26 protein-coding genes and 1 pseudogene are annotated in these 22389 nt (G+C 65.4%); 12 read left to right on the top strand and 15 right to left on the bottom strand.

The genetic code is table 11. From position 1 onward, the window contains the following. Positions 1 to 85: 85 nt before the first annotated feature. A complete protein-coding gene (locus ABZ942_RS19115; protein WP_357383673.1) occupies positions 86 to 1060 on the bottom strand; it encodes a WYL domain-containing protein in 975 nt (324 codons plus the stop codon). 63 nt (positions 1061 to 1123) lie between these two features. On the opposite strand from ABZ942_RS19115, the gene ABZ942_RS19120 reads away from it, so the two are divergent. From ABZ942_RS19120 to ABZ942_RS19130, 3 genes are all read left to right on the top strand, one after another. After that, positions 1124 to 1477 (top strand): nuclear transport factor 2 family protein, encoded by a 354-nt coding sequence (locus ABZ942_RS19120; RefSeq protein ID WP_357383675.1) that lies wholly within the window; start codon positions 1124 to 1126, stop codon positions 1475 to 1477. A 16-nt stretch (positions 1478 to 1493) separates the two neighbouring features. After that, the gene (locus ABZ942_RS19125) at positions 1494 to 1979 is read left to right on the top strand and encodes a DUF488 domain-containing protein (protein ID WP_357383677.1); all 486 of its coding nucleotides are present in this window, start codon (positions 1494 to 1496) and stop codon (positions 1977 to 1979) included. 461 nt (positions 1980 to 2440) lie between these two features. Continuing rightward, the gene (locus ABZ942_RS19130; RefSeq protein WP_357383679.1) at positions 2441 to 3004 is read left to right on the top strand and encodes a hemerythrin domain-containing protein; all 564 of its coding nucleotides are present in this window, start codon (positions 2441 to 2443) and stop codon (positions 3002 to 3004) included. A 12-nt stretch (positions 3005 to 3016) separates the two neighbouring features. Here the strand turns inward: ABZ942_RS19130 and ABZ942_RS19135 are convergent, their stop codons facing one another. Then, entirely contained in the window at positions 3017 to 4135 is a 1119-nt protein-coding gene (locus tag ABZ942_RS19135; protein ID WP_357383681.1) for a serine hydrolase domain-containing protein, read from the bottom strand. Between the two features lie 65 nt (positions 4136 to 4200). Continuing rightward, a complete protein-coding gene (locus tag ABZ942_RS19140; protein ID WP_357383683.1) occupies positions 4201 to 5070 on the bottom strand; it encodes an AraC family transcriptional regulator in 870 nt (289 codons plus the stop codon). Positions 5071 to 5114: 44 nt separating this feature from the next. Here ABZ942_RS19140 and ABZ942_RS19145 point away from each other — a divergent pair, with 44 nt between their 5' ends. The 3 genes from ABZ942_RS19145 (at position 5115) to ABZ942_RS19155 (ending at position 8471) form a co-directional block, all read left to right on the top strand. Continuing rightward, positions 5115 to 5237 carry a hypothetical protein gene (locus tag ABZ942_RS19145; protein ID WP_357383685.1) on the top strand — a complete coding sequence of 41 codons (123 nt, stop codon included), beginning with the start codon at positions 5115 to 5117 and terminating at the stop codon, positions 5235 to 5237. A gap of 66 nt (positions 5238 to 5303) precedes the next feature. Beyond that, positions 5304 to 6752 (top strand): amidase, encoded by a 1449-nt coding sequence (locus tag ABZ942_RS19150; RefSeq protein ID WP_357383686.1) that lies wholly within the window; start codon positions 5304 to 5306, stop codon positions 6750 to 6752. A 165-nt stretch (positions 6753 to 6917) separates the two neighbouring features. Beyond that, a complete protein-coding gene (locus ABZ942_RS19155) occupies positions 6918 to 8471 on the top strand; it encodes an acyl-CoA carboxylase subunit beta (RefSeq protein WP_357383688.1) in 1554 nt (517 codons plus the stop codon). 155 nt (positions 8472 to 8626) lie between these two features. Here ABZ942_RS19155 and ABZ942_RS19160 read toward each other — a convergent pair whose 3' ends face one another. Next, complete coding sequence (locus ABZ942_RS19160; protein ID WP_357383690.1) at positions 8627 to 8896, bottom strand: hypothetical protein; 270 nt, start codon at positions 8894 to 8896, stop codon at positions 8627 to 8629. A 114-nt stretch (positions 8897 to 9010) separates the two neighbouring features. Between ABZ942_RS19160 and ABZ942_RS19165 the strand changes: the two genes are divergently transcribed. Next, on the top strand, positions 9011 to 9424 hold the full coding sequence (locus ABZ942_RS19165) for a VOC family protein (RefSeq protein ID WP_357383692.1): 414 nt from the start codon (positions 9011 to 9013) through the stop codon (positions 9422 to 9424). On the opposite strand, the gene ABZ942_RS19170 is transcribed toward ABZ942_RS19165, so the two are convergent. Further along, positions 9425 to 10195, bottom strand: coding sequence for a MerR family transcriptional regulator (locus ABZ942_RS19170; RefSeq protein WP_357383694.1), 771 nt, complete (start codon positions 10193 to 10195; stop codon positions 9425 to 9427). Further along, the gene (locus ABZ942_RS19175; RefSeq protein ID WP_357383696.1) at positions 10189 to 11007 is read right to left on the bottom strand and encodes an alpha/beta fold hydrolase; all 819 of its coding nucleotides are present in this window, start codon (positions 11005 to 11007) and stop codon (positions 10189 to 10191) included. Before ABZ942_RS19175 ends, ABZ942_RS19170 begins: the two co-directional genes overlap by 7 nt. A 226-nt stretch (positions 11008 to 11233) precedes the next feature. Between ABZ942_RS19175 and ABZ942_RS19180 the strand changes: the two genes are divergently transcribed. Continuing rightward, positions 11234 to 12046: an SAM-dependent methyltransferase gene (locus ABZ942_RS19180; RefSeq protein ID WP_357383698.1), complete on the top strand. Its 813-nt coding sequence runs from the start codon at positions 11234 to 11236 to the stop codon at positions 12044 to 12046. Positions 12047 to 12053: 7 nt separating this feature from the next. On the opposite strand, the gene paaK is transcribed toward ABZ942_RS19180, so the two are convergent. From paaK to ABZ942_RS19220, 8 genes are read right to left on the bottom strand one after another with little or no spacing between them, the layout of a single operon-like run. Then, complete coding sequence (paaK, locus tag ABZ942_RS19185; RefSeq protein ID WP_357383700.1) at positions 12054 to 13361, bottom strand: phenylacetate--CoA ligase PaaK; 1308 nt, start codon at positions 13359 to 13361, stop codon at positions 12054 to 12056. Between the two features lie 15 nt (positions 13362 to 13376). Further along, positions 13377 to 14468, bottom strand: coding sequence for a 1,2-phenylacetyl-CoA epoxidase subunit PaaE (gene paaE, locus ABZ942_RS19190; RefSeq protein WP_357383701.1), 1092 nt, complete (start codon positions 14466 to 14468; stop codon positions 13377 to 13379). 2 nt (positions 14469 to 14470) lie between these two features. After that, positions 14471 to 14968, bottom strand: coding sequence for a 1,2-phenylacetyl-CoA epoxidase subunit PaaD (gene paaD / locus ABZ942_RS19195; RefSeq protein WP_357383703.1), 498 nt, complete (start codon positions 14966 to 14968; stop codon positions 14471 to 14473). Next, a complete protein-coding gene (gene paaC / locus ABZ942_RS19200; protein ID WP_357383705.1) occupies positions 14962 to 15879 on the bottom strand; it encodes a 1,2-phenylacetyl-CoA epoxidase subunit PaaC in 918 nt (305 codons plus the stop codon). The genes paaD and paaC overlap by 7 nt, the downstream gene beginning before the upstream one ends. 11 nt (positions 15880 to 15890) lie before the next feature. Continuing rightward, entirely contained in the window at positions 15891 to 16193 is a 303-nt protein-coding gene (paaB, locus tag ABZ942_RS19205) for a 1,2-phenylacetyl-CoA epoxidase subunit PaaB (protein ID WP_357383707.1), read from the bottom strand. Beyond that, positions 16190 to 17128: a 1,2-phenylacetyl-CoA epoxidase subunit PaaA gene (paaA, locus tag ABZ942_RS19210; protein WP_357383709.1), complete on the bottom strand. Its 939-nt coding sequence runs from the start codon at positions 17126 to 17128 to the stop codon at positions 16190 to 16192. Before paaA ends, paaB begins: the two co-directional genes overlap by 4 nt. A gap of 30 nt (positions 17129 to 17158) precedes the next feature. Continuing rightward, positions 17159 to 17938, bottom strand: a complete 780-nt coding sequence (locus ABZ942_RS19215; RefSeq protein WP_357383710.1) for an enoyl-CoA hydratase-related protein — start codon at positions 17936 to 17938, stop codon at positions 17159 to 17161. Beyond that, on the bottom strand, positions 17935 to 18654 hold the full coding sequence (locus ABZ942_RS19220; RefSeq protein WP_357383712.1) for an enoyl-CoA hydratase/isomerase family protein: 720 nt from the start codon (positions 18652 to 18654) through the stop codon (positions 17935 to 17937). The genes ABZ942_RS19215 and ABZ942_RS19220 overlap by 4 nt, the downstream gene beginning before the upstream one ends. 114 nt (positions 18655 to 18768) lie before the next feature. Between ABZ942_RS19220 and ABZ942_RS19225 the strand changes: the two genes are divergently transcribed. The 3 genes from ABZ942_RS19225 to ABZ942_RS19235 all read left to right on the top strand — a co-directional run bounded on the left by ABZ942_RS19225 (position 18769) and on the right by ABZ942_RS19235 (position 21833). Beyond that, entirely contained in the window at positions 18769 to 19380 is a 612-nt protein-coding gene (locus ABZ942_RS19225) for a TetR/AcrR family transcriptional regulator (RefSeq protein ID WP_357383714.1), read from the top strand. A 105-nt stretch (positions 19381 to 19485) separates the two neighbouring features. Continuing rightward, positions 19486 to 21525, top strand: coding sequence for a phenylacetic acid degradation bifunctional protein PaaZ (gene paaZ, locus ABZ942_RS19230; protein WP_357383716.1), 2040 nt, complete (start codon positions 19486 to 19488; stop codon positions 21523 to 21525). Further along, positions 21522 to 21833 (top strand): EthD family reductase, encoded by a 312-nt coding sequence (locus tag ABZ942_RS19235; RefSeq protein ID WP_357383718.1) that lies wholly within the window; start codon positions 21522 to 21524, stop codon positions 21831 to 21833. The genes paaZ and ABZ942_RS19235 overlap by 4 nt, the downstream gene beginning before the upstream one ends. Here the strand turns inward: ABZ942_RS19235 and ABZ942_RS19240 are convergent. After that, a complete protein-coding gene (locus tag ABZ942_RS19240) occupies positions 21826 to 21951 on the bottom strand; it encodes a hypothetical protein (protein ID WP_357384585.1) in 126 nt (41 codons plus the stop codon). The genes ABZ942_RS19235 and ABZ942_RS19240 overlap by 8 nt on opposite strands. Here ABZ942_RS19240 and ABZ942_RS19245 point away from each other — a divergent pair. After that, positions 21914 to 22239, top strand: a pseudogene (locus ABZ942_RS19245) (hotdog fold thioesterase). The gene ABZ942_RS19240 and the pseudogene ABZ942_RS19245 sit on opposite strands and share 38 nt — an antisense overlap. Positions 22240 to 22389 lie beyond the last annotated feature (150 nt).

Below are 22389 nucleotides of genomic sequence, written 5' to 3' on the forward strand. Positions count from 1 at the left end.
GATATCGGGGTCAATGGACGGACTTGCCCGATCATGCCGGTGCACGGGTTGAACTTCGCCGAATCCGATGAGCACGCAGCCACTTTCAGGATGACGGTTCGTAGCGGGTGGCAATTTCGGCGGCATGGTTGTGCATGGAGGTGCGTAACCATTGGGGGGCAAGGGCTTCCGCGTTCGCACCGAGCTGCCACAGCGCCCATTCGGCGTGTTTCGGATCTTGGAAGGTCACCTCCAGCCGCAGCCAGCCGTCGGCGTCGGTATCCTCGGCGCGGACGGCGAGAGCGGTGCTCAACAGTTCCGCCCGACGTGCCGGGTTCACCCGTATCAGTACGGAGACTTGATCGCCGGCGTTCCGGAACTGCGTGCTGCGTTCCTGCCAGGCGCGGTCCAGATCGACCCGGTCCGGTCGTTGTGCGAGTTCGGGGAGTTCCTCGGCGGCCAGTACCCGCGACAGCCGGTAGGTGCGGTCCGCGCCAGATCTGGTGGCCAGCAAAAAGCCTTGGTCGCGCACGGTGACCAGGCCGATCGGGTCCACTGTGCGCCACTTCGGGAGCTGGTCCACCGCTGCGTAATGGATGCGCAGCTTGTGTCCGGCCAACACCGCGCGCCGGACCGTGGCCACTATGGCGTCGGGCACCTCCTCGGGAACCAGCCTGCGCGAGAAGAGGTCGGTTTCCGGGTCGATGAGCAATCGCTGGGCCGCACCGGTCGCGGTGTCCCGATAGCTGTCGGGTAGCGCGTCGACCACCTTGCGGATGGCCGAAGCGAGCGCCGCGCCGAGTCCGAAAGCCTGTGCGCCGCGCCGCGATCCGGCGACGAGCAGGGCAAGTGTCTCGTCGTGGTTCAGTCCGATGAGCTCGGTCTGGAAACCGGGCAGCAAGGCGAAACCGCCGTGCCTGCCGCGTTCGGCGTAGACCGGGACGCCGGCCGTGGACAGCGCCTCGATGTCACGCAGCACTGTCCGGGTGGATACCTCGAGCTCGCGCGCCAGCGCGGTGGCCGACAGCTGACCGTGCCGGCGCAGGAGCAGCACCAGTGACACCAACCGGTCCGCTCGCATGCGAAAAACCTTAGCCGGAATACACGACACAGGATGTCGTGATTGGTTGGGAGACTTATCAGTATGACAATCAAGATCGTGGCCACCGAACCGAACGACCTGGGCAAGTACTTCATCGAGCGCGCCAACGCGGGCGACGTCGACGGACTGGTGGCGTTGTACGAGCCGACCGCGGTACTGGAATTCCCGCCGGGGAACGTCGTGACCGGACACGCGGAGATCCGCAAGGTGTTCGAGCAGTTCGTCGCCGCCGCGCCGGTGCTCTCGCCGGGGCGGCAGCATCCAGCGCTGGTGAGCGGCGACCTGGCACTGACCGCATCCACGCTGACCACCGGCGAGATGACCGTCGAGATCGCCCGCCGCCAGCCGGACGGGTCGTGGCTGATTGCCGTGGACCAGCCGAACCTCGTGCCGTAGTGGCGGGCCGGGTGCGATGAAGCGCATCGTGACGATCGGCGTCTACGGCTTCACCGTCGAAGCCTTCGTCGAGAAGCTCACCGGCGCCGGCGTGGGGTTGCTATTAGACCTCCGCCAGCGCCGCGGCGTTCGCGGCCACGAGTACTCCTGGGCGAACTCGGCCCGGCTCCAACTCGCGCTTGCCGCAGCGCATATCGACTACCGCCACGTCCGGGAGTTGACGCCGACCACCGATATGCGCCAGGCCCAGTACCGCGAGGATGACCGCCAGGGCGTAGGCAAACGCAACCGCATCGCCCTGGCCTCTGAATACGTCGAGCGCTACACCCGCGAGATCCTCGACCCGTTCGACCTCTGCGCGCTCGTAGCCGAACTCCCGAGCGACTCGGTAACCGCCCTTTTCTGCGTCGAATGCGACCCGGAGGCCTGCCACCGCTCGCTCGTGGCCGAGCGTCTCCGCGTCGAGCACGGCCTGCGAGTCACGAACCTACGCCCGAGCTGAGCTCGGCCCCGCAGTCCGTCCGGCATCGCCTGCGGGTTCAGGCAGCAAGCGGTCGAGATCCGCTGTGGCTCAAGACATCTACACCTGCCGGTGATCGAGTGTCCGAAATACGCGGCACCACATCGGCGGGCCGTAGGCGCGGGTCCGACTGCTTTGGTCAGACGATCAGGAGGAACTGAGGGTGGCATCGCGCGAGAGGCGAGTTGCATCAATTCCTCCTGATCGCTTGTCCAGCAGTGTATCTCGGAAGTTGCTTCCGATTTGACGGCATCAGCGGCCTCCGGTCGCACAGTGTGAACGTGCGGGCAGGACACCCGGTAATGCACTGCTGCGGCGCGCTTCGAAGAGGCAATTGGCGGCGTGTGGCGGGGCCGTACGTTATCGTCGGCTCCCATGGGGAAATGCCAGCTGCCCCGAGGGACGTTCAGAGCTGACCTGACCTGCGGTATCAGGGAGGAATTGTGGACATTACCGAGCTGATCCTCGATGACCATCATGAGCAGCGGCGACTGTTCGCGATTCTGGAGCAGATCGATCGCGCGGAAACCGGTGTCCTGTCCGCGATCTGGGGCAGGCTGTCGGCCTTCCTCGAGCTGCATGCGAAGGCGGAGGAGGAGATCTTTTATCCCGCGCTGCTGCAGGTCGGCATCGCGGCCAGGCGCACGGGCCGGGTGGAGGACGAGACGCTCGACGCGATCCACGACCACAACGAGATCAGAAACGCGATCGCCGAGGCCGAGCGTCATCAGGTCGGCACCGATGACTGGTTCGCGGCCGTGGCGGCCGCGAACCTGGCCAACAGCGATCACATGGCCGAGGAAGAACGCGAGGGCCTCACCGATTTCCGCCGCCTGGCCGGACTGCCGCGGCGCCATCAGCTGGCCGTCGCCTTCGCCGCCTACGAGGCGCGGCACTACGCGGGCGTCAAACCCGTCGACCAGGATCCCGCCGATTACGTCCGCGCGGTGGAGGAGAAGCTGCCGGGGAGCGGATCGTTGAGCGTCGGCAGCCTGAAGCCGAACTGACCCGGCCGCGGCTCAGGCACCCAGCGCGAGCTGGATGAGCGCCTGCAGCGCGCCGTCGATGGGATGGGGCTGCGGCCGGCCCTCGGCGTCGAGCCGGTTCCACCGCTGCAGGTTCACCGCGATAGACATCTGCCGGGTGCCGTCGGCACTGGTCATCGATATCGCGCCGCCGCCCCAGACGGAACCGTCATGGCCCCAATAGATTCCGCGACCGGGCACCGTCAGCTTGTGCAGGCCGAGACCGTACTCGATGGTCTTCCCCTCGAAAGAGATGACGGGACCGGAGCGTTGCATCTGCGCCAGCGCTTCCCGGCTGACGATGTCGCCGGCCAGCAGCAGGCCGAAGAATCGATTCAAGTCCGCGACGGTCGATATCAGCGAAGCCGCAGGTCCCACAAACGACATGTCGAACACGCTGAAGTCGCGCGGCGGGTCGATCATGCCCAACCAGGCCTCGTAGTGCAATGCGTGCGGGCCGTTGATGTTCGGGCTGTCCGGGAACTCCGTATCGCGCAGTCCGGCCCGCTCGATGACGTCGCGGGTAATGCACTTCTCCGCCGAGGTGCCGGTCACCAACTCCAGAAGTTCGCACAGGAGAAGGTAATTGGTATTCGAGTACACCCCTGGTGTGCCACCCGGCGTCCCGCAGGCCGGCGTCGAGACGCCCATCTCGATCAGATCGGTCCGCTGAAACTTGGTGAACCGGTTGTCCTCCAGGCTCTGCGGTGTCGTTTTCCCCACGGCAGGAAAGCCCGCGAGGGACGGGTAGGCGCGCGGGAGGTATTCGGTGAGGCCACTGGTGTGGTTGATCAACATCCGGACTGTGATCGCCGCGCCACGTTCGCCGGGAACCAGCTTCGGCAGGTAGTGGCCGATCGGTGTGTCGAGGTCGATTTCGCCGTTGTCGACCTGCTGCAGCACGGCGGCGGCGGTGAATGTTTTGGTGATGCTGCCGACGCGGTGCCGCATATCGGCGGTAACGGGACGGCCGGTGTCGGTATCTGCGACTCCCGCTGCGCCACGCCAGATTTCGTCGTGGTCGCGCACTTCGGCGAATACGCCGGGCATGCCCGCCTGGTGCAGGGTCTCCAGGGCCGTCTGTAGGTTCGCGGGATCGAGGGTGTTGGTCACGACGCGTGTCCTCTCGCTGTCGATGGGTGACGAGTGGCGGTCGGCTCGCCGACCGCACCGGACCACTATCGACCGAGCGGTCCCGCACCGTATTGGAAGAATTTCCCCCACGCCTGGTATCGGTGCTGGGCGATGGTCGGCAGGTAGTTCGTCGTCAGCGCCCCCGGCGTGTGGTCCGCGAAGATCGACACGTCTCGGCACAGATGGGCCTGATCGGTGTACCCGCAGTCGATCGCGACGTCGGCGGCGGGCCTGCCCGCCAGTAAACCGTCGACCGCGTGCCGGAATCGGACCAGCATCGCCGCCCGCTTGGGCGCCAAGCCGATCTGGGACTCGAACCGCGACAACAGCCGCTTATGGCTCCAGCCAACGGATCCGGCGAGCTCACCGATCTTCACCTGGCCGTGCGAGGTGAGTATCCGATGCCAGCCGGCGAGTACCTCCGGGTCCGGCGTCGTTGGCCTATCGCGCTGTGTCAGAAACGATTTCGTCAATGCGAAACGCTCGTCCCAGGTCTGGGCGGACGCGAGTTGCTCGCGGAGTCGCTGAGCCCGTTCTCCCAAAAGATCTTCGAGCGCGACTGCGCCCCGGCCCAAATCCGTAGGGGAAACATTTAATAGCGAGTACGCCTGAATCGGCGACAACCGAATCTCGATGCACTCGGCCCGCTCACTGCGAATGCGCATGGCCTCGACAGGCAGCCCGACTACGAACCCGCCGAGAGCCCGTTGCCCGAGCACATCGTCGACGATCACCTCGCGCCCACCGAATTCGATCACCACGGTGACCGCCGCCGTCCCGGCAACCCGAAGGTTCAACCCTGCCCCGCCCACATCGCGGTAACCGATCATCGCCACCCCGCGCGGCACCGCCTCGGCCGGACCCGCGAAATCCCATGCCGCATCAGGTTCGCGCCCGAAGTCCACAGCTCCCACCCCATCCAGGCTACGGAAACGTGCGAACGCCGTAAGGTCGCGGCATGCGCGAGACGCGCCTTGATCTGGATCGGATCCCCTCGGCCCGCCGCCGGTGTGCACCGGCCACCAGCGTCGGCAGTCAACCGTTTTTCGAGGCGCTGACCTGCGAGGTTCAGAAAAATTGAGACTTCGACCCTATTGTGCAAAGAATTATTTTATGGCTACTTCACCCCGTATGTACGGTCGATTTCATGGAATGGAGTTTTACTGCGGCCGAGGATCTTTCGGCTGCGTTGCGGGCTGGTGAAGTGACCTCGGTGGAGCTGACCGAGGAGGCGATCGCGCGAATCGAGCGCGACGACAAGGCGATCAACGCGATCTGCGTACCGGATTTCGACAATGCGCGGGTCGCCGCCCGTGAGGCCGATCAGGCGCGCGCCAACGGCGAAGATCGTCCGCTGCTCGGTATCCCGGTGACGGTCAAGGAGTCCTACAACATCGCCGGACTGCCGACGACCTGGGGCATGCCGCAATTCCGTGATTTCATCCCGGCCGAGGACGCGGTCCAGGTGGCGCGGGTGAAGGCGGCAGGCGCGGTGGTGCTCGGCAAGACCAATGTGCCGCTGATGCTGAAAGAGTGGCAGAGCTTCAACGAGATCTACGGCACCACCAACAACCCGTGGGATCACGATCGCACGCCGGGCGGATCCTCCGGCGGCTCCGCGGCGGCCCTGGCGGCCGGATTCGGCCCGCTGTCCCTCGGCACCGATATCGCCGGTTCGTTGCGCGTCCCCGCGCATTACTGCGGCGTCTACGCACACAAGCCGACCGTCGGGCTGGCCGCGACCCGCGGCATGATCCCGCCGCCCGCACCGGCCTTGCCGGTCGAACACGATCTCGCCGTCGTCGGTCCGATGGCGCGTACCGCGCGCGACCTCACGCTGCTGCTGGATGTGATGGCCGGACCGGATCCGCTGACGCGCGGCGTGGCATATGACTTGCGGTTGCCGCCCGCACGCCACGAGCGGCTCGGCGATTTCCGGGTCTTGGTCCTCGAGGAGCATCCGCTCATTCCGACCGCCTCGGCGGTGCGAGCGGGCGTGAACCGGGTGGCCGACGCGTTGATCGACGAGGGCGCCCGCGTGGAACGGCACAGTGCGCTGCTGCCAGATCTGATCGAGGCCGCGACCCTCTTCACGCAGCTGCTGGTTTCCAACGTGGCGGCGGGTTATCCGGTGGAGCGGTACGAGCAGATACGGGCCACCCTCGGACTGAGCGACGACGACCACAGTACCGGTGCGACATGGGTGCGCAGCATGTTGTTCACCCACCGCGACTGGATGGAGGCGAACAATCGTCGCGAGCTGCACCGACAGGGCTGGCGGCAGTTCTTCGCCGAGTTCGATGCCGTGGTGTGCCCGATCACCTCGACGCCCGCGTTCCCGCACGACCATGAGCTCGGTATGGGGGAACGACGGATCGACATCGACGGCGTCGAATACCCGTTCATCGACCAGGTCAGCTGGGTCGGTCTGGCGACCATGCCCGGCCTGCCCGCCACCGCCATCCCGGCGGGCCGCTCGCCCGAGGGCCTACCGGTGGGCGTGCAGCTTATCGGTCCGATGTTCGAGGACCGCACCCCGCTGCGGCTGGCCGAACTGCTCGAGCAGAAGATCGGCGGCTTCCAGGCACCGGAGTAGGGCGTAGTGCCGCTTTCGTCCTAACTCGAGCTGTCCGGAGTGCCATACGAACTGGGCCCCCACTGTGACCTGTCCCGCATCTGCCGCCGGATGATGCGTTCTTGTGTCTGTACCGCTTAACGTCGCGGAGGCACAACAGCGTTGGTAGGGAAGGTGGCGGCGGGCGTGGTGGATACCCAGGCGAAGCTAGATGAGTTGGTCAAGATCCTGGCGATCGCCGAGGAGCCGGCGGGTGAAGCCGGCATCGCCAAGCGAGAGAAGAAGGGCGTCCCGAGCGTCCGGCAGCGGATGCGCATGCTGCTGGACCCCGGGACCTTCATCGAGACCAATGCCTTAGCTCGTCAGCCCGACCAACCCGACGCCCTCTACGGCGACGGATTGGTCACCGGTCGTGGCTTGATCGCGGGCCGCCCGGTCGTGGTGATCGCCCACGATCAGACCGTGTACGGCGGTTCGGTGGGTGTCACCTCCGCCCGCAAGTTCATGCGGGCGCTGCAGTTCGCGTTCGACAACGCGTGCCCGGTGGTGACGATCAACGATTCCGGCGGCGCGCGCATCCAGGACGCGGTCGGCTCGATCGCGTCGTTCGGCGATATCTCCCGGGTGCTGGAGAAGCTGTCCGGCTATGTGCCGCAGGTGTCGATCATTCTCGGCAAGTGCGCCGCGGGCTCGGTGTACGGGCCGATCAACACCGACGTGCTGATCGGCACCCGGGATTCGTACATGTTCGTCACCGGGCCCGAGGTGATCAAAGCCGTCATGGGTGAGGACATCACGGCCGAGGCGCTCGGTGGCGCGGAGGTCCAGGCCAAGCGCGGCACGCTGCACCACGTGGCCGACACCGAGCAGGCGGCCTACGACTGGGCCCGCCAGTACCTGAGCTACATGCCGACGAGTTGCCTCGAGCAGCCGACGGTCGTGAATCCCGGCCTGGAGCCGGAGATCACCGCGACCGATCGGGAACTCGAGAAGATCATCCCGGATTCGGATCGCGCCGGGTACGACATGCACGAGATCCTGCTGCGGATCTTCGACGACGGCGAATTCCACGAGGTGCGTACCGAATTCGCGCCGAACCTGATCACCGGCTTCGCGCGGGTCGATGGCTTCCCGGTCGGTGTGATCGCCAACCAGCCGCTGGTGCTCGGTGGTTCCATCGACGCGGCCTGCTCCGACAAGTCGACGTACTTCATCCGGCTCTGCGACGCGTTCAATATTCCGCTGGTGTTCGTCGTCGACACCCCTGGCGTGCTGCCCGGCCTCGATCAGGAAGCCAACGGTGTGATCATCCGCGGCGGCCGGGTCCCGCGCGCGATCATCGAGGCCACCGTGCCGATCATCAACCTGGTGGTGCGCAAGTCCTACGGCGGCGCGTACGGCATGATGGCGGCCCGGCAGGTCGGGGCCGACATCAGTTTCGCCTGGCCGACGGCCCGGATCGCGGTGATCGGCGCGGAAAGCGCGGTCGACCTGATCGGCAAGCGGCAGCTGGCGGCGGTCCCGGAGGAACAGCGGGCAGCCGCGCGGGAATTCATGGTCAACCACTACAACGAGACCATCGCCACCCCGTGGATCGCGGCCGAACGCGGCTACATCGACGCCGTCATCGAACCCGCCCGCACCCGCCTGGAGATCCGGCACGCGCTGAACCTGCTGCGCGACAAGCCGCCGGTGAAGCCGGGATTCAATCCACGAAAGCATGCCGTATACCCGATGTGAGTCCCGGCGGCACGATAGCGCGACGAGATCGCTTACCGCATCGAAGGTTTCGTCGTACTGTCGTGCCGCTAGTCGGTCTGGTCTCCGGTGGTTGCTGTCCACTCGACGTTCCACGACAGCAGGATTCGGAGCGCATCGTGCGAAGGGGTGCCGAGTCAATTGCCTCGGCCCGGCCAATGATCCGTGGGCAGCGGCTGCACAACCGGATCTGTGTTGATGTAGGAGGGCTGGGTCGGATCGTATTGATCGCTCTGCTCGAACACGATCAATGCGCCGATGACCAGTGTCAGTGCCGCTATCGTACCGACCAGTGGCCGCACCCACCGCAGTTGCGTTAATCGCCATAGTCGCCACAGCTGCGCCAACCGCCATAGTCGCCACAGCTGGCCCAGCCGCCACGGCTGCCATTGCCGCACTTCGTCCATGCCACAGTCCCGTCGCCGCACTGCATAGGGTGAATCGCGCTGGCGGCCAGTGCGTTACAGCGGACGTGCGGGTCGAACCGGCGGGTAGGGCGGCGGTGTGCGAGCATCGGTCGCATGCCGATTGCAGCGGAATCCATTGCGCATCTGCGCCTCACGGTCTGTGACATCGACCGGTCGCGGGCCTTCTACGAGAAGGTCTTCGGCTGGCCGGTGGCATTGGAGATTCCGGCCGATGCCGACGAGGAGACCCGGCAGCGGCTCGATTTCCTGCACGGCGGGGTGATTTATCGGATGCCGCACGGAATGCTCGGACTGCGCCCCGTGGCTACCGATCGTTTCGACGAAAACCGCGTCGGCCTCGACCATCTCGCGTTCGCGCTCGGCTCACTCGCTGAACTGGAAACGGCCGCCGCGCATCTGGACGCCTGCGGCGTGGTGCGCGAGGAAATCAAAGACATCGGCGTCAGTTACATTTTGGAGTTCCGGGACCCGGACAATATCGCCCTGGAGCTGGTCGTTCGGAAGTAGTTATTTCGGATCCATCCGCACGAGCTCGGTCCAGCCGTTCCAGCCTTGTTCGTTCAGCAGCTCGATCAGTCGACGGGTCGGTGGTGCGGTGTCGAATGCCAGTGTGTCGAGCAGTTCGACCAGCGACGGTTCGATGTTGCCGCCGATGTAGTCGTCGCCTTGCTCATCGGCCAGCTGAGTGAGGTAGGCGGCCACCTTGTCGACGAGTTCGATCAGCATCGGGTCGCTGTCGGTTCGGTCGAGGACCTCGCTCAGAGTGCGATAGAAGTCGATGAGTGGTGGGTGCGTGATTTGTACTCGCTTGCGTGCGATCAACTCCTGGACTCGTTCGGGAGAGCGCGCGGCCAGCGGGATCCAACCGTCCCGTTCCACCTGCACGATCCGTTCGTCGACCCCGAGTGCGCGCAACTGGTCCAGAAACTCGACTACTTCCGGCGGCAACGCCAGACTGTCCCCGGCCGCGAGCCGGGCGATCCGCTCGCGATGTCGCTGTCGCTGCCGGATCTCTGCCCGCAGCCGCTGATCGATCTCCGCGACCGCCGTGGCGAACTCCGCCGGGTCGGCCTGCAGCAACTCTCGCACCCGCGCCAGCGGGACTCCGGCGTCGGCCAGGGAGCGGATCTTGATCAGCTCGACCACGGCACCCGCGTCGTACCGGCGATAGCCGGAGTGGTCCCGTTCCGGCTCCGGCAGTAGGCCTTTGGCGTGATAGTGCCGCACCGCGCGCACCGTGACTCCGGCGTACGCGGCCAGCTCGCCGATGGTCAGCATCGATCCAGTATGAGCTCGGCGACTTCCGGCACCCGGTCGACGACCAACGCGTGCGTGGCATCGAGCCACGATATAGCGATGTCCGGCCGCTCGCGGACGAGCCGCTCGATACCGGCCCGCCAGAGCCGATTGTGCCGCGGCGCACGCCCTTCGCCGCTGTCGCCCGCCATCGAGCTCGCCATGATCATCCGAATCGGACGGTCGATCTTGCGATACCGGTCGAGGATTCCTGGCCCGACCACATCGATATCGATATCGACGCCGGACCGCAGCACATCCAACTCGAGATTGAGGGCGAGGATCTCCCGCGCGGTAAGCGAAACATGACGTGGGGTGCCCTGGATGGTCTCCTGCCACGCCGCCAGGTCCTCCCACAGCGCGCGAAACCCCGGCAGATCCATCGTGGTAATGAACGGTGCGGGAATCGGATTCGCCCCATCGATGAGAACGAGCTCCCCGACAGTCTCGGGATACTCGGCCGCATAATGCACGACCAGGTCCGCACCATACGAGTGACCCGCGAGCACCGGTGAGCCGAGGCCGAGCCACCCCACCTCAGCCAGCACAGCGACGAAATCCCCGAGAAACGCCTCGAACGAATACCGGTCGCCCTCCGACGAAAGCCCATGGCCCCGCAGGTCGAAGCTCACCACATCGAAGTCCCGCCGCAACACCCCGATGAGCTCACGCAACTCGGCCTGCGTCGACGTCAGCCCGGGACACAGCACCAACGGCCGCCCGGCGCCACCCCGAGACGCCGAGATCGTCACTCCATCGTGGCGAACCGTGAATTGATCGGTTTTCATAGTCATGTGACCATGCTGAAACGTTGACCCTGCGTCAGTGTCAACCCTGTGGGCTCGGCGTGAATCCCACCGAGCAATCTCGCGGAAAGTGTTGCAACACAGTAACGATGGGTCTCGCTCGACCGGGTGAGCGGGCAAATTCGAACTGGACTGCCGGATTTTTGTCGGGTCTATTGTCCGGATGCGGTATACCTCGGTAGGTACAGATCCCAACGTGCAAGGAGACTTCGGCGTGTCCGATGGCCCTATCGACCTGCGTACAGACGTGGCCCATCCGGCGCGGATGTACGACTACTTCCTCGGCGGCAAGGACTCCTATGACGCCGATCGCGTCGCCGCCGAGCAGGCGCTGCGCGACTTTCCGCACGTCCAGCTGACCGCTCGCACCAATCGCGAGTTCATGCGGCATGCCACGCGTTACCTGGCCGGGCAGGGTATTCGGCAGTATCTGGATATCGGGACCGGTATCCCGACCGCGCCGAACCTGCATCAGGTCGCGCAGGAGCAGGCTCCCGAGTCTAGGGTGGTGTATGTCGACAACGACCCACTGGTGCTCGCGCACGCGCGGGCGCTGCTGGTGAGTACCTCCGAGGGGCGCACCACCTACCTGCAGGCCGATGCCGCGGAACCGACGGCTATCCTCGACTCTCCGGAATTGCAAGCGACGCTGGATCTTTCGCAGCCGGTCGCGGTCTCGCTCATGGCGGTGGTGCACTTCGTGCCCGGCGACGTCTACGACATGGTGAAAACCTTGCTGGAGCCGTTGGTGCCAGGGTCTTATCTGGCGATGTCGCATGTCACGACAGATTTCGACGACGGTGACGCAGACCCGGAAGGCATGGCACGGCTGCTGCAGGTCTACGCGGATCGTGGCATTCCGGTGCAGCCGCGGACGCGTGCCGAGGTTGCCCGGTTCTTCGAGGGATTGGAACTGGTGGATCCTGGCGTCGAGGTGATCCACCGCTGGCGGCCCGAGGGCATCGAACGGCCGAAAAGCTATGACAAGCGGGTATCGCTCTATGGTGCCGTCGGCAAGAAGGTCTGAACGGTTCTTATCCTTCAGGCCGATTGTCGATCAGCCTGTGCGCCTTACCAACTGACCGCTCCAGCGCGGCCGGTGCCATGACGTCGACAGCCACCGTGACGCCGATGCGGTTCTTGATCAGCTCTCGCAGGCTTTCGGACGCGACCGAATGCTGGTCGCCCGGAACTCCGGGTCGAGCCTCGACCCGGATGGTCAGCATATCCAACCGACCGGTTCGTTCTAGTACGCACTGGAACTGTGGAGCCAGCACAGGTACCGCGAGGATTAGTTCCTCTATCTGAGTCGGGAAAAGATTGACCCCGCGCAGAATGATCATGTCGTCGGTACGTCCGGTGACCTTCTGCATGCGCCGCATCGTCCGCGCCGTCCCCGGTAGCAGCCGAGTCAGGTCTCGGGTGCGGTAGCGAACGATCGGCATCGCCTCCTTCGTCAGCGAGGTGAACACCAATTCCCCCGCCGCGCCGTCCGGAAGAACGGCGCCGGTCACCGGATCGATGATCTCGGGATAACAGTGGTCTTCCCAAATGTGCGGTCCGTCTTTGGTTTCGACGCATTCCATCGCGACGCCGGGACCCATCACCTCGGAGAGTCCGTAGATGTCGACGGCGTCCATCTCGAGGATGTGCTCGATTTCCTTGCGCATCTGCTCGGTCCACGGTTCGGCGCCGAATACTCCGACGCGCAGCGAGGTGGTGGCGGGGTCGATGCCCTTGGCGATCATCGCGTCGGCGATGGTGAGCATGTAGGACGGTGTGACGAGGATGGCATCCGGACGGAAGTCGGTGATGAGCTGGATCTGGCGGTCGGTCATGCCGCCGGACATCGGAATCACGGTGCAGCCCAACCGTTCCGCGCCGTAGTGCGCACCGAGTCCGCCGGTGAACAGGCCGTACCCGTAGGCGACGTGCACCTTGTCGGACGGCTTGACGCCGCCCGCGCGCAGGCTGCGCGCGACGAGGTCGGCCCAGTTCTCGATGTCGTTGGCGGTGTAACCGACCACGGTCGGCCAACCGGTGGTGCCGGAGGACGCGTGAATACGCGAAACCTCGCTCTGCGGCACCGCCAACATCCCGAACGGGTAGTTCTCCCGCAGTTCCTTCTTGGTGGTGAACGGGAACTTCGCCAGATCCGCGAGATCCTTCAGATCACTCGGATGGACGCCGACGGCGTCGAACGCCCGCCGGTAATGCGGCACATTGGCGTACGCGTGCTGCAGCGACCATTGCATTCGTTCCAGCTGCAGCGCCGAAATGCGGTCGCGGGTAGCGAATTCGATATCGGGGGTGCTGGTGGGGGAGGGCAGGACGCCGGTCATGACGGAGCTCCAGGGTCAGGCGTCGAAGTCGACGGTCAGGGTATCGCTGAGGGGGAAGGACTGGCAGGTGAGCACGAAGCCCGCGGCGACCTCGGACTCTTCGAGTGCGTAGTTCCGGCGCATCTCGACGTCACCGCGGGTGACCTTGGCGCGGCAGGTACCGCAGACGCCGCCTTTGCACGCGAACGGGAGATCTGGTCGCAACTGCGCACCCGAATCGAGCACCGACTGATCGCGGGGGAGCATCCCCGTCACCGATCGACCGTCTAGCACAAGGGTGACCTCGCTGGTGGGGCCGGTCGGCCCCGGCTCGCGATGCCGCGCCATGGGCGGCGGGACATCGTCGACGTAGAACAGTTCGTGATGGATCCGGCTCTTGTCGACGCCGAGCGCGGCGAGCACTTCCCTTGCGTCGGTGATCATGCCGTACGGCCCGCACAGCCAGAAGTCGTCGATATCGTCGGTGGGCACGACGGTGTCGAGGATCGCACGCAGGCGTTGTGCGTCCAGTCGGCCGCTGAACAACTCCACCTCGCGCAGTTCCCGGGACAGCACATGGATGACGTCGAGGCGGGCGCCGAATTGATCCTTGAGATCGGCGATCTCCTCGACGAACATCACCGACCGTGTGCGCCGATTGCCGTACAGCAGAACCACTTCCGCGTCCGAATCGGCGAGCAGCGAGCCGGCGATCGATAGCATCGGGGTGATGCCGGACCCGGCCGCGATCAGGACGTGCCGACCGCCCTTCGCCGGATCGGCCGCGAAGGTCCCGCTCGGCGCTTGCACGTCGATCTTGTCGCCCGCCTTGACCTGATGAACCAGCCAGGACGAGAACAGTCCGTCGGTGACCTCGCGAACGCCGACCCGTGGCGGTGAACCGACCGGCGCGCAGATCGAGTAGGAACGACGGTGCTCGACGCCATCGACCATGCGACGCAACATCAGTGACTGGCCGGGCCGGAAGTCGAACTCGTCGGCCAATTCGTCGGGAACGGTGAAACGAACGGCCACCGCGTCGTCGCAGAGTGATTCGACATCGGCGACGGTCAGCGTGTGGAACGCGGACCGTCGCGAGGCGGGCACCGGAGCTGCCATCGCGGTCATGGTCAGATCTCCTTTATGTGTTCGAACGGTTCCAGGCAATCCGAGCAGCGGTACTGGGCTTTGCAGAGGGTGGCGCCGAATTCGGATGTCAGGAGGGTGTTCGACGATCCGCACTGCGGGCAGTCGATAGCTCGTGGCTTGGCTGTCAGTGTCAGGGGAACGGGGCCCACCGTGCGCTCCGGCGCTGGGCCTGGCACCGAATAGCCTGCCGCGCTGAGCTTTCGGCGACCATCGGCGGAGATCCAGTCGGAACTCCATGCGGGCGTCAGGCGTGTCCTGATCTCCACCCGGTCATATCCGAAATCGTGGAGCCGGTGCGTGATGTCGTCGCGCATCGTCGCCATCGCGGGGCAACCCGAGTATGTCGGGGTGAGGGTGACGAGCACATTGCCATCCACTACCGTGACCTCGCGCAGCACACCGAGGTCGGCGAGGGTCAGCGGCGGCAGCTCCGGGTCGGTGACCGAGGCCGCGATCTCGAACTCTCTCGTGTTCACCACCGGCCCTCCGGATAAGTGCGTGCGACGCTTTGCATTTCGGCCAGCAGCGGGCCCATCGCCTCGGTGTGGATGCCGTGCCTGCCTGCGCGGCCGCCGACGGTGCCGACGCTGCGGCCGTCGGGCGGCACCAGTTCGGCGGCGTGCAGGACCTGGGCGAGTACCGAGTCGAATTCCTCGCGTATGTCGCGGGGATCGACGCCGACTGCGACGCGCGCGAGCGTGATCTCCTCGTCGGTGGGGACGAAAAGCTCGTCGACATACGGCCACAACCGATCCAGTGCGTCGCTCGCACGCCTCATGGATTCTGCTGTGCCGCAACCCAAAGTGACCGTCCACCGGGCCGCGTAGTCGCGATGGTAAGTGAGCTCCTTGACGCCCTTCTGGGCGACGGCGGCGAGTACCGGATCGCGCGAGTCGCGGAGTCGGTCGAAGATCGCGAGACGCCACGTCGAGAAGATCAGCAGTCGAACCATCGACTTCGCGAAGTCACCGTTGTCGAGCTCGCACAAGCGTGCGTTGCGAAATGCGTTCTCGGGCCGGAAGAACGCCAGCGCGTCTTCGGCGGGGACCGGGGAGGTGTCGGAAATGAACGGCGCCACCGAACCATCGGCCGCGGCGGCACGGGCAAGCAGCAAACGAGCCTGCCCGAGCAGGTCCAGGCCGACATTCGCCAGCGCCACCTCCTCTTCGAGTTCCGGTGCGCGCGTCGACCATTCGGTGAGGCGCTGGGCGCTGATGAGCGCGTCGTCACCGAGCATCAGGCAGTACGCCGCGAGCGCGGGCAGGTCGACGTCGTCCGGGACCGTGGTGTCGACACCGGCGAGCGGGTCGTCGAAACTGGTGCCGAAGGCCCACTGGCCGTGTGAGTCCTCGTCGACCAGGCCCTCGTAGGCGTTGTCGTGCTCATTCATCGGTGCACCGCTCACATGTGGGGAACGTTGTCGGGGATGTCATAGAACGTCGGATGCCGATACACCTTGTCGCCGCTCGGGGCGAAGAACGGATCCTTCTCCGCCGGGCTCGACGCGATGATCGAATGCGAAGGCACCACCCAGATGCTGACGCCCTCATTGCGGCGGGTGTAGACGTCGCGTGCGTGACGCAAGGCCATCTGGTCGTCGGCGGCGTGTAGTGAACCGACGTGCACGTGGTTCAGTCCGCGCTTTCCGCGCAGGAACACCTCGTAGAGCGGCCAATCCGCTTTCACTGCAGAGCTTTCGGTCATGATGCCCGCTCCCGCGCGGCGAACGCCGTCGCGGCTTCGCGCACCCAGGCGCCGTCCTCGTGTGCCGCACGGCGGTTGGCGATGCGTTCGACGTTGCAGGCGCCGTTGCCTTTGAGGACGGCCATGAACTCGCTCCAGTCGGGCTCGCCGAAATCGTGCGCTTTCCGCCGCGGATTCCAACGCAGTTCGGGGTCGGGGAACGTCACGCCGAGCGCCTCGGCCTGCGGCACCGACATGTCGACGAAGCGTTGGCGCAGTTCGTCATTCGTGTGCCGTTTGATGCCCCACTTCATCGACTGCTCGGTGTTCGGTGACTCGTCGTCTGGCGGACCGAACATCATCAGCGCGGGCCACCACCACCTGTTCACCGATTCCTGGACCAGCGCACGCTGCTCGTCGGTGCCACGCATCATCGTCGACAGCAGTTCATAACCTTGGCGCTGATGGAACGACTCCTCCTTGCATACACGGACCATCGCGCGGGCGTAGGGCCCGAAAGAGCTGCGGCACAGGGGAACCTGATTGCAGATCGCGGCGCCGTCGACCAGCCAGCCGATGGTGCCGACGTCCGCGTACGTGAGGGTCGGATAGTTGAAGATCGAGGAGTACTTCTGTTTGCCCTCGATCAGCTGCACCGTCAGATCGCCGCGCTCGACACCGAGGGTCTCGGCGGCGGAGTAGAGGTAGAGACCGTGACCGGCTTCGTCCTGCACCTTGGCCAGCAGAATCGCCTTGCGCCGCAAGGACGGTGCGCGGGTGAGCCAATTGCCCTCCGGCTGCATCCCGATGATCTCGGAGTGCGCGTGCTGGGCGATCTGCCGGATCAGCGTCTTTCGGTAGCCGTCGGGCATCCAGTCGCGGGGTTCGATGCGCTGCTCGCCGGCGATCGTCTCGTCGAAAAACCGTTGCAGATCACCGCTTTCGGAAGCGGTCATGGGCCTCTGCTTTCCTTGCCGAATGTGGGGTCAGGAGCCGGTGAAGACCGGTTTCTCCTTGGCCAGGAAGGCCTTGACTGCGGCCGCGTGGTCAGCCGTGCGGCCCATCCGCCGTTGCGCGGCGAGTTCCCGGTCCAAGGCGTCGGACAACCCTGCCGCCGACGCGGCGATGAGCGACTTGACCTGGCGGTAAGCGAGTGTCGGCCCGGCCGCGAGTTGCGTGGCGAGATCCGTTGCTGCCGTGCGCACCTCCGCGTCGGCGACCACCCGGTGCACCAGACCCCAGTCGAGGGCTTGATCGGCCGCGATACGGTCGCCGAGCAGCATGAGCCCGGCCGCCCGGCTGCTGCCGAGGGCCTCGACGAGCGCGTAGCTCAAGCCGGAGTCACTGGCCAGGGCGATGCCGGTGAACGCCGTCGAGAACGTCGTCCGCGTTCCCGCGACGCGAATGTCGCCTGCCAACGCAATACCGAGCCCGGCACCCACACAGGCGCCGGGGATCGCGACGACGACCGGCACCTCCAACGATTTCAGCGCCCGAATCAGCGGATTGTAGTGTTCGCCGACGGTATCCATGGCGGTCGCTGGATCGTCCTCGAGCGCGGCGACATGCTCGCCCAAATCCTGTCCGACGCAGAAGTTCTTGCCCTCGGCGGTGAGAAGCACTGCGCGTACATCAGGGTGCTCGGCGGCCGCTGTCACCGCGTCGATGAAGGCTGATTTCGTTGCTACGTCGAGCGCGTTATGCGCGGAGGGCCTCGCCAGGGTGATGGTGGCGAGCCCGCGTGCTGTCTCCAGTCGTACTGTCATCGCTTCTCCAGAAAGGCGGTCATGCGTTGAAATTTGTCGTCGGTGTCGAACAGCAGCGCTTGCGCGAGGTCGTCGGCCCACGGGTGTGCGCCAGGGGCGTCGACGATCGTTTTGGTCAACCGCAGCGCGAGGGGTGATTGACGGGTGATGCGATCGAGTAGCTGGTGCGCCGCCGCGATCGGGTCGTCGACAATGTCGAGAACCAAGCCCGTCCGCAGTGCGATCTCGGCGTCGAGGGTGCGTCCGCCGAGCAGCAGCTGTTTGGCGATCGACATGCCGACCAGTGCTGGTAGCCGATAGCTGGCCCCGGCGGCGGCCATGATGCCGAGTCCCGGTTCCGGGTTGCCGAATACCGCTGTGGGAGAGGCGATCCTGATGTCGCACGCGTACGCGAGTTCCGCGCCACCGCCGAGCGCGTAGCCGTTGACCGCGGCCACCGTGGGCAGCGGCAGTTTCGCGATGCGGTCGAACAGATTTCGGTTGAGGCCCGCGAGTGCGTCATCGCGGGTGCGCGCACGTAGCTGGTCGATGTCGGCACCACCGGCGAAGTGCGCGCCGCGGCCGGTGAGCAACAGCAACTTCGGCGTCCGTTCGATGGCCGCGCAGACGTCGTGCAGCTCGGCGATCATCCGCGCATCGATGGCATTGCGCTGCGCGGGCCGGTCGAGGGTGACCACGAACCGGTCCGGCAATTCTGTGCTGGCGATGCTGCGCACGGTCTGCTCCTGACCCGAGGTGTGCCTTCATTAATAACCGAACATTCGGTAGGTTGGCAAGAGTGGATCGGGCCCTTTGCTCGGAAGATCTCGTCAGCTGGGAGGATGTGGAGCATGACGAATGCGCGCGTGACTCGCCGGACCGGGCTGCCCGGGCGTCCGGGATACGACCTGGATTCGCTCCTGGCAGTCGCCGTGAAGGTGTTCAACGAGAAGGGTTACGACGGCACCAGCATGGACGCGCTGGCGCGCGGTCTCGGCATCACCAAGTCCTCGATCTATCACCACGTGTCCGGCAAGTCCGAGCTGCTGGAGCTGGCGCTCAACCGTGCGCTCAACGCGCTGTTCGCGGTCACTACCGAGGAGGGGGCGGTGACCGGTCCGTATATCGGCAGGCTCGAGTACCTGGTTCGCCGCAGCGTCGAGATCCTGTGCGCCGAATTGCCATACGTCACACTGTTGCTGCGGGTACGCGGGAACACCGCGGTGGAACGCCGCGCCTTGGCCAGGCGGCGCGAGTTCGACGATTTCGTCAGCGGTCTCGTGGTCGACGCTGCCGCGGAAGGGGACCTGCGGCCCGGTATCGATCCAGCACTGACGGCACGGCTCGTCTTCGGCACGGTGAACTCGCTCATCGAGTGGTACCGACCGCGAGCGGGGGCCTCCTCCGCGGATCTGGCCGACGCTGTCGTCGCCCTCGTCTTCGACGGTCTGCGTCGCACCTGACATACACCCGCGCGGGAGTCTGCTTTAGATGTCCGCTGCTTGACAACGATCGCCGCCTGAGGGGATCGTAATTACCTACCGAACGTACGGTGGGATGGAGATCTTGTGAGTAGACTCTTGGAAAGCTATGTGCAGGGCAGCTGGTTCAGTGCGGCCGACGCGGGCACGCCGCTGCGCAGCGCCATCGACGGTGCGGAGGTCGCCCGCATTTCGTCGACGGGGCTCGATCTCGCCGGCGCGGTCGATTACGCGCGCACCGTGGGCGGCCCCGCGCTGGCGGCGCTGACCTTCCATGAGCGCGCGGCCCTGCTCAAGCAGCTCGGTCAGACGTTGCTGGCGGGCAAGGCGGAGTTCTACGAGGTCTCCCGCTTTACCGGTGCCACCGAGCGCGACTCCGGGATCGATATCGACGGCGGCATCGGCACCTTGCTGAGCTATGCGAGCAAGGCGCGCCGCGAATTGCCCAACGACACGGTGTATCTCGACGGCGCGGTCGAGCAACTCGGTAAGGGCGGCACCTTTCTCGGCCAGCACATCTACACCAGTCGCCGCGGGGTGGCGGTGCAGATCAACGCGTTCAACTTCCCGGTCTGGGGTTTCCTCGAGAAGCTCGCGCCCGCGTTCATCGCCGGCGTGCCCTCGATTGTCAAGCCCGCCAGTCAAACTGCGTACCTGACCGAACTCGTGTTTCGGCGGATCATCGAATCCGGTGTGCTGCCAGAAGGTTCGGTGCAGTTGCTGTCCGGCAGCGCCCGTGGCCTGCTCGACCATCTCGGCGGCCAGGACTCCGTCGCCTTCACCGGATCGGCGGATACCGCCGCGACCCTGAGCGCACATCCCAGTGTCGTCGGCGCGGGTCTGCACTTCATGGCCGAGGCGGATTCCCTCAACGCCTCGGTGCTCGGGCTCGATGTGACGACCGACGATCCCGAATTCGAGCTCTACATCAAGCAACTCGTCACCGAGATGACCGCCAAGGCCGGGCAGAAGTGCACCGCGATCCGTCGCGCATTCGTCCCGGCGGCGCTGGTGGACGCCGTGATCGATGCGACAAAGGCGCGGCTGGCGAAGGTCGTCGTCGGTGATCCGGATGTCGAGGGTGTCACCATGGGCGCGCTGGCCAGCTTGGAGCAGCGCGACGAGGTCGTGAAATCGGTTCGGTCACTGACCAAGTCGGCGGACATCGTGTTCGGTGATCCAGAATCGGTGGACGTGGTCGGAGCGTCGGCGTCGGCAGGCGCGTTCATGTCGCCGATTCTGTTGCGTAGCAATGATAAAGCCGCGACCGAGCCGCACGAGATCGAAGCGTTCGGCCCGGTCGCGACGGTGCTCGGCTACGACAACGCCGACGAATTGATCGACCTGGTCGCCCGCGGAAAAGGCAGCCTCGTCGCCTCGGTCGTCACGAAAGATGCGGCCGTCGCGCGCCAGATCGTGCTCGGCCTAGCGCCGTACCACGGCCGGATCCTCGTGCTCGACAGCGAGGACGCGCGCGAATCGACCGGCCACGGCTCGCCGCTGCCCGTTCTCGTACACGGTGGCCCCGGCCGCGCAGGCGGTGGTGAGGAGCTCGGTGGTATCCGTGGCGTGCTGCACCACATGCAGCGCACTGCGATCCAGGGCACGCCGAATGTGCTTACCGCAGTGGGGAACAGGTGGGTCGACGGTGCGGACCGTGTTGCCGGTGACGTGCATCCGTTCCGCAAGAACCTCGGCGAACTGCGGCTCGGCGATACCATCGTCGGCGGTCCACGCCAGGTGAGTCGCGCCGACATCGAGCACTTCGCCGAGTTCACCGGCGACACCTTCTACGCGCACACCGACCCGGTAGCCGCCGCCGCGAACCCACTGTTCGGCGGCATCGTCGCGCACGGATACCTGGTGGTATCCCTCGCCGCCGGACTGTTCGTCGACCCGGCACCGGGCCCCGTCCTGGCCAATTTCGGGGTCGACAACCTGAGGTTCCTGACGCCCGTGCAGGCGGACGATTCGCTCACCGTGACGCTGACCGCGAAGCAGATCACGCCACGGCAGAGCGCTGACTACGGTGAAGTGCGTTGGGATGCAGTGGTTGTCAACCAGAACGACGCGGCCGTCGCCACCTACGACGTGCTGACGCTCGTCGCCAAACCGGAGGAATCATGACCTTTCGTATTGCCGTCTGCTACGGCAAGCCGGAGAATCCCGCAGCATTCGACGAGTACTACACCTCCGTGCACATCCCGCTCGCCCGCGCGGTGCCCGGCCTCACCGAATTCACCTGGGGCAAAGTGACTTCGGTCGATGACAGTGAGCCGCCGTGCTACATGGTGGCGAGCCTGTATTTCACCGACGAACAGGCACTGAAGGCAGGCATGTCCTCACCCGAAATGCTGGCCGCAGGCAAGGACCTGCGCAACTTCGCCACCGGCGGAGTCACCATGTTCACCCAGGAAGAACATTCCGTCAGGTGAGTGCGCACGGCATGGACAGCGCCAGGGAGACGTTCGAAGCCGACATCGCATCGCGGCTATCGGGCATCGAAATCCTGGCGTTGTCCGCAGGCCATGCCCCCACCACGATGACCGTCACATCATCGATGCTGAACGGACATTTCATCACCCACGGCCCTACGTCTTCATCGCCGACACCACCTTCGCCGTGGCATGCAACAGCTATGGCAAGGCGAATGTAGCGGCCCGCGCCGACATCCGATACCTACGCCCGACAAAGGCCGGCGACATCCTCGTCGCAGACGCCGTCAAGCGAGCCCGCTTCGGCCGAAACGAAATATACGACGTAACCGTCACCACCGGCGACCAGGTAGTCGCCGAATTCCGCGGCGACAGCCGAACAATTTCCGCCCGCAAGCAGCGGTAGTACTCCAATTACCTACCACGCGCCCGTAAACCACCCGCCAGATAGGCCAACTCCACCCACCCGCTTCGTCTTTCGCATACTCCTCAGCTCTCACCCGAGATCCGCACCAGGTACAGATCCCGAAAGGTAGTACAATTCCCGACCCTGACA

The organism is Nocardia sp. NPDC046473, assembly GCF_040645995.1.
GTDB lineage: Bacteria > Actinomycetota > Actinomycetes > Mycobacteriales > Mycobacteriaceae > Nocardia.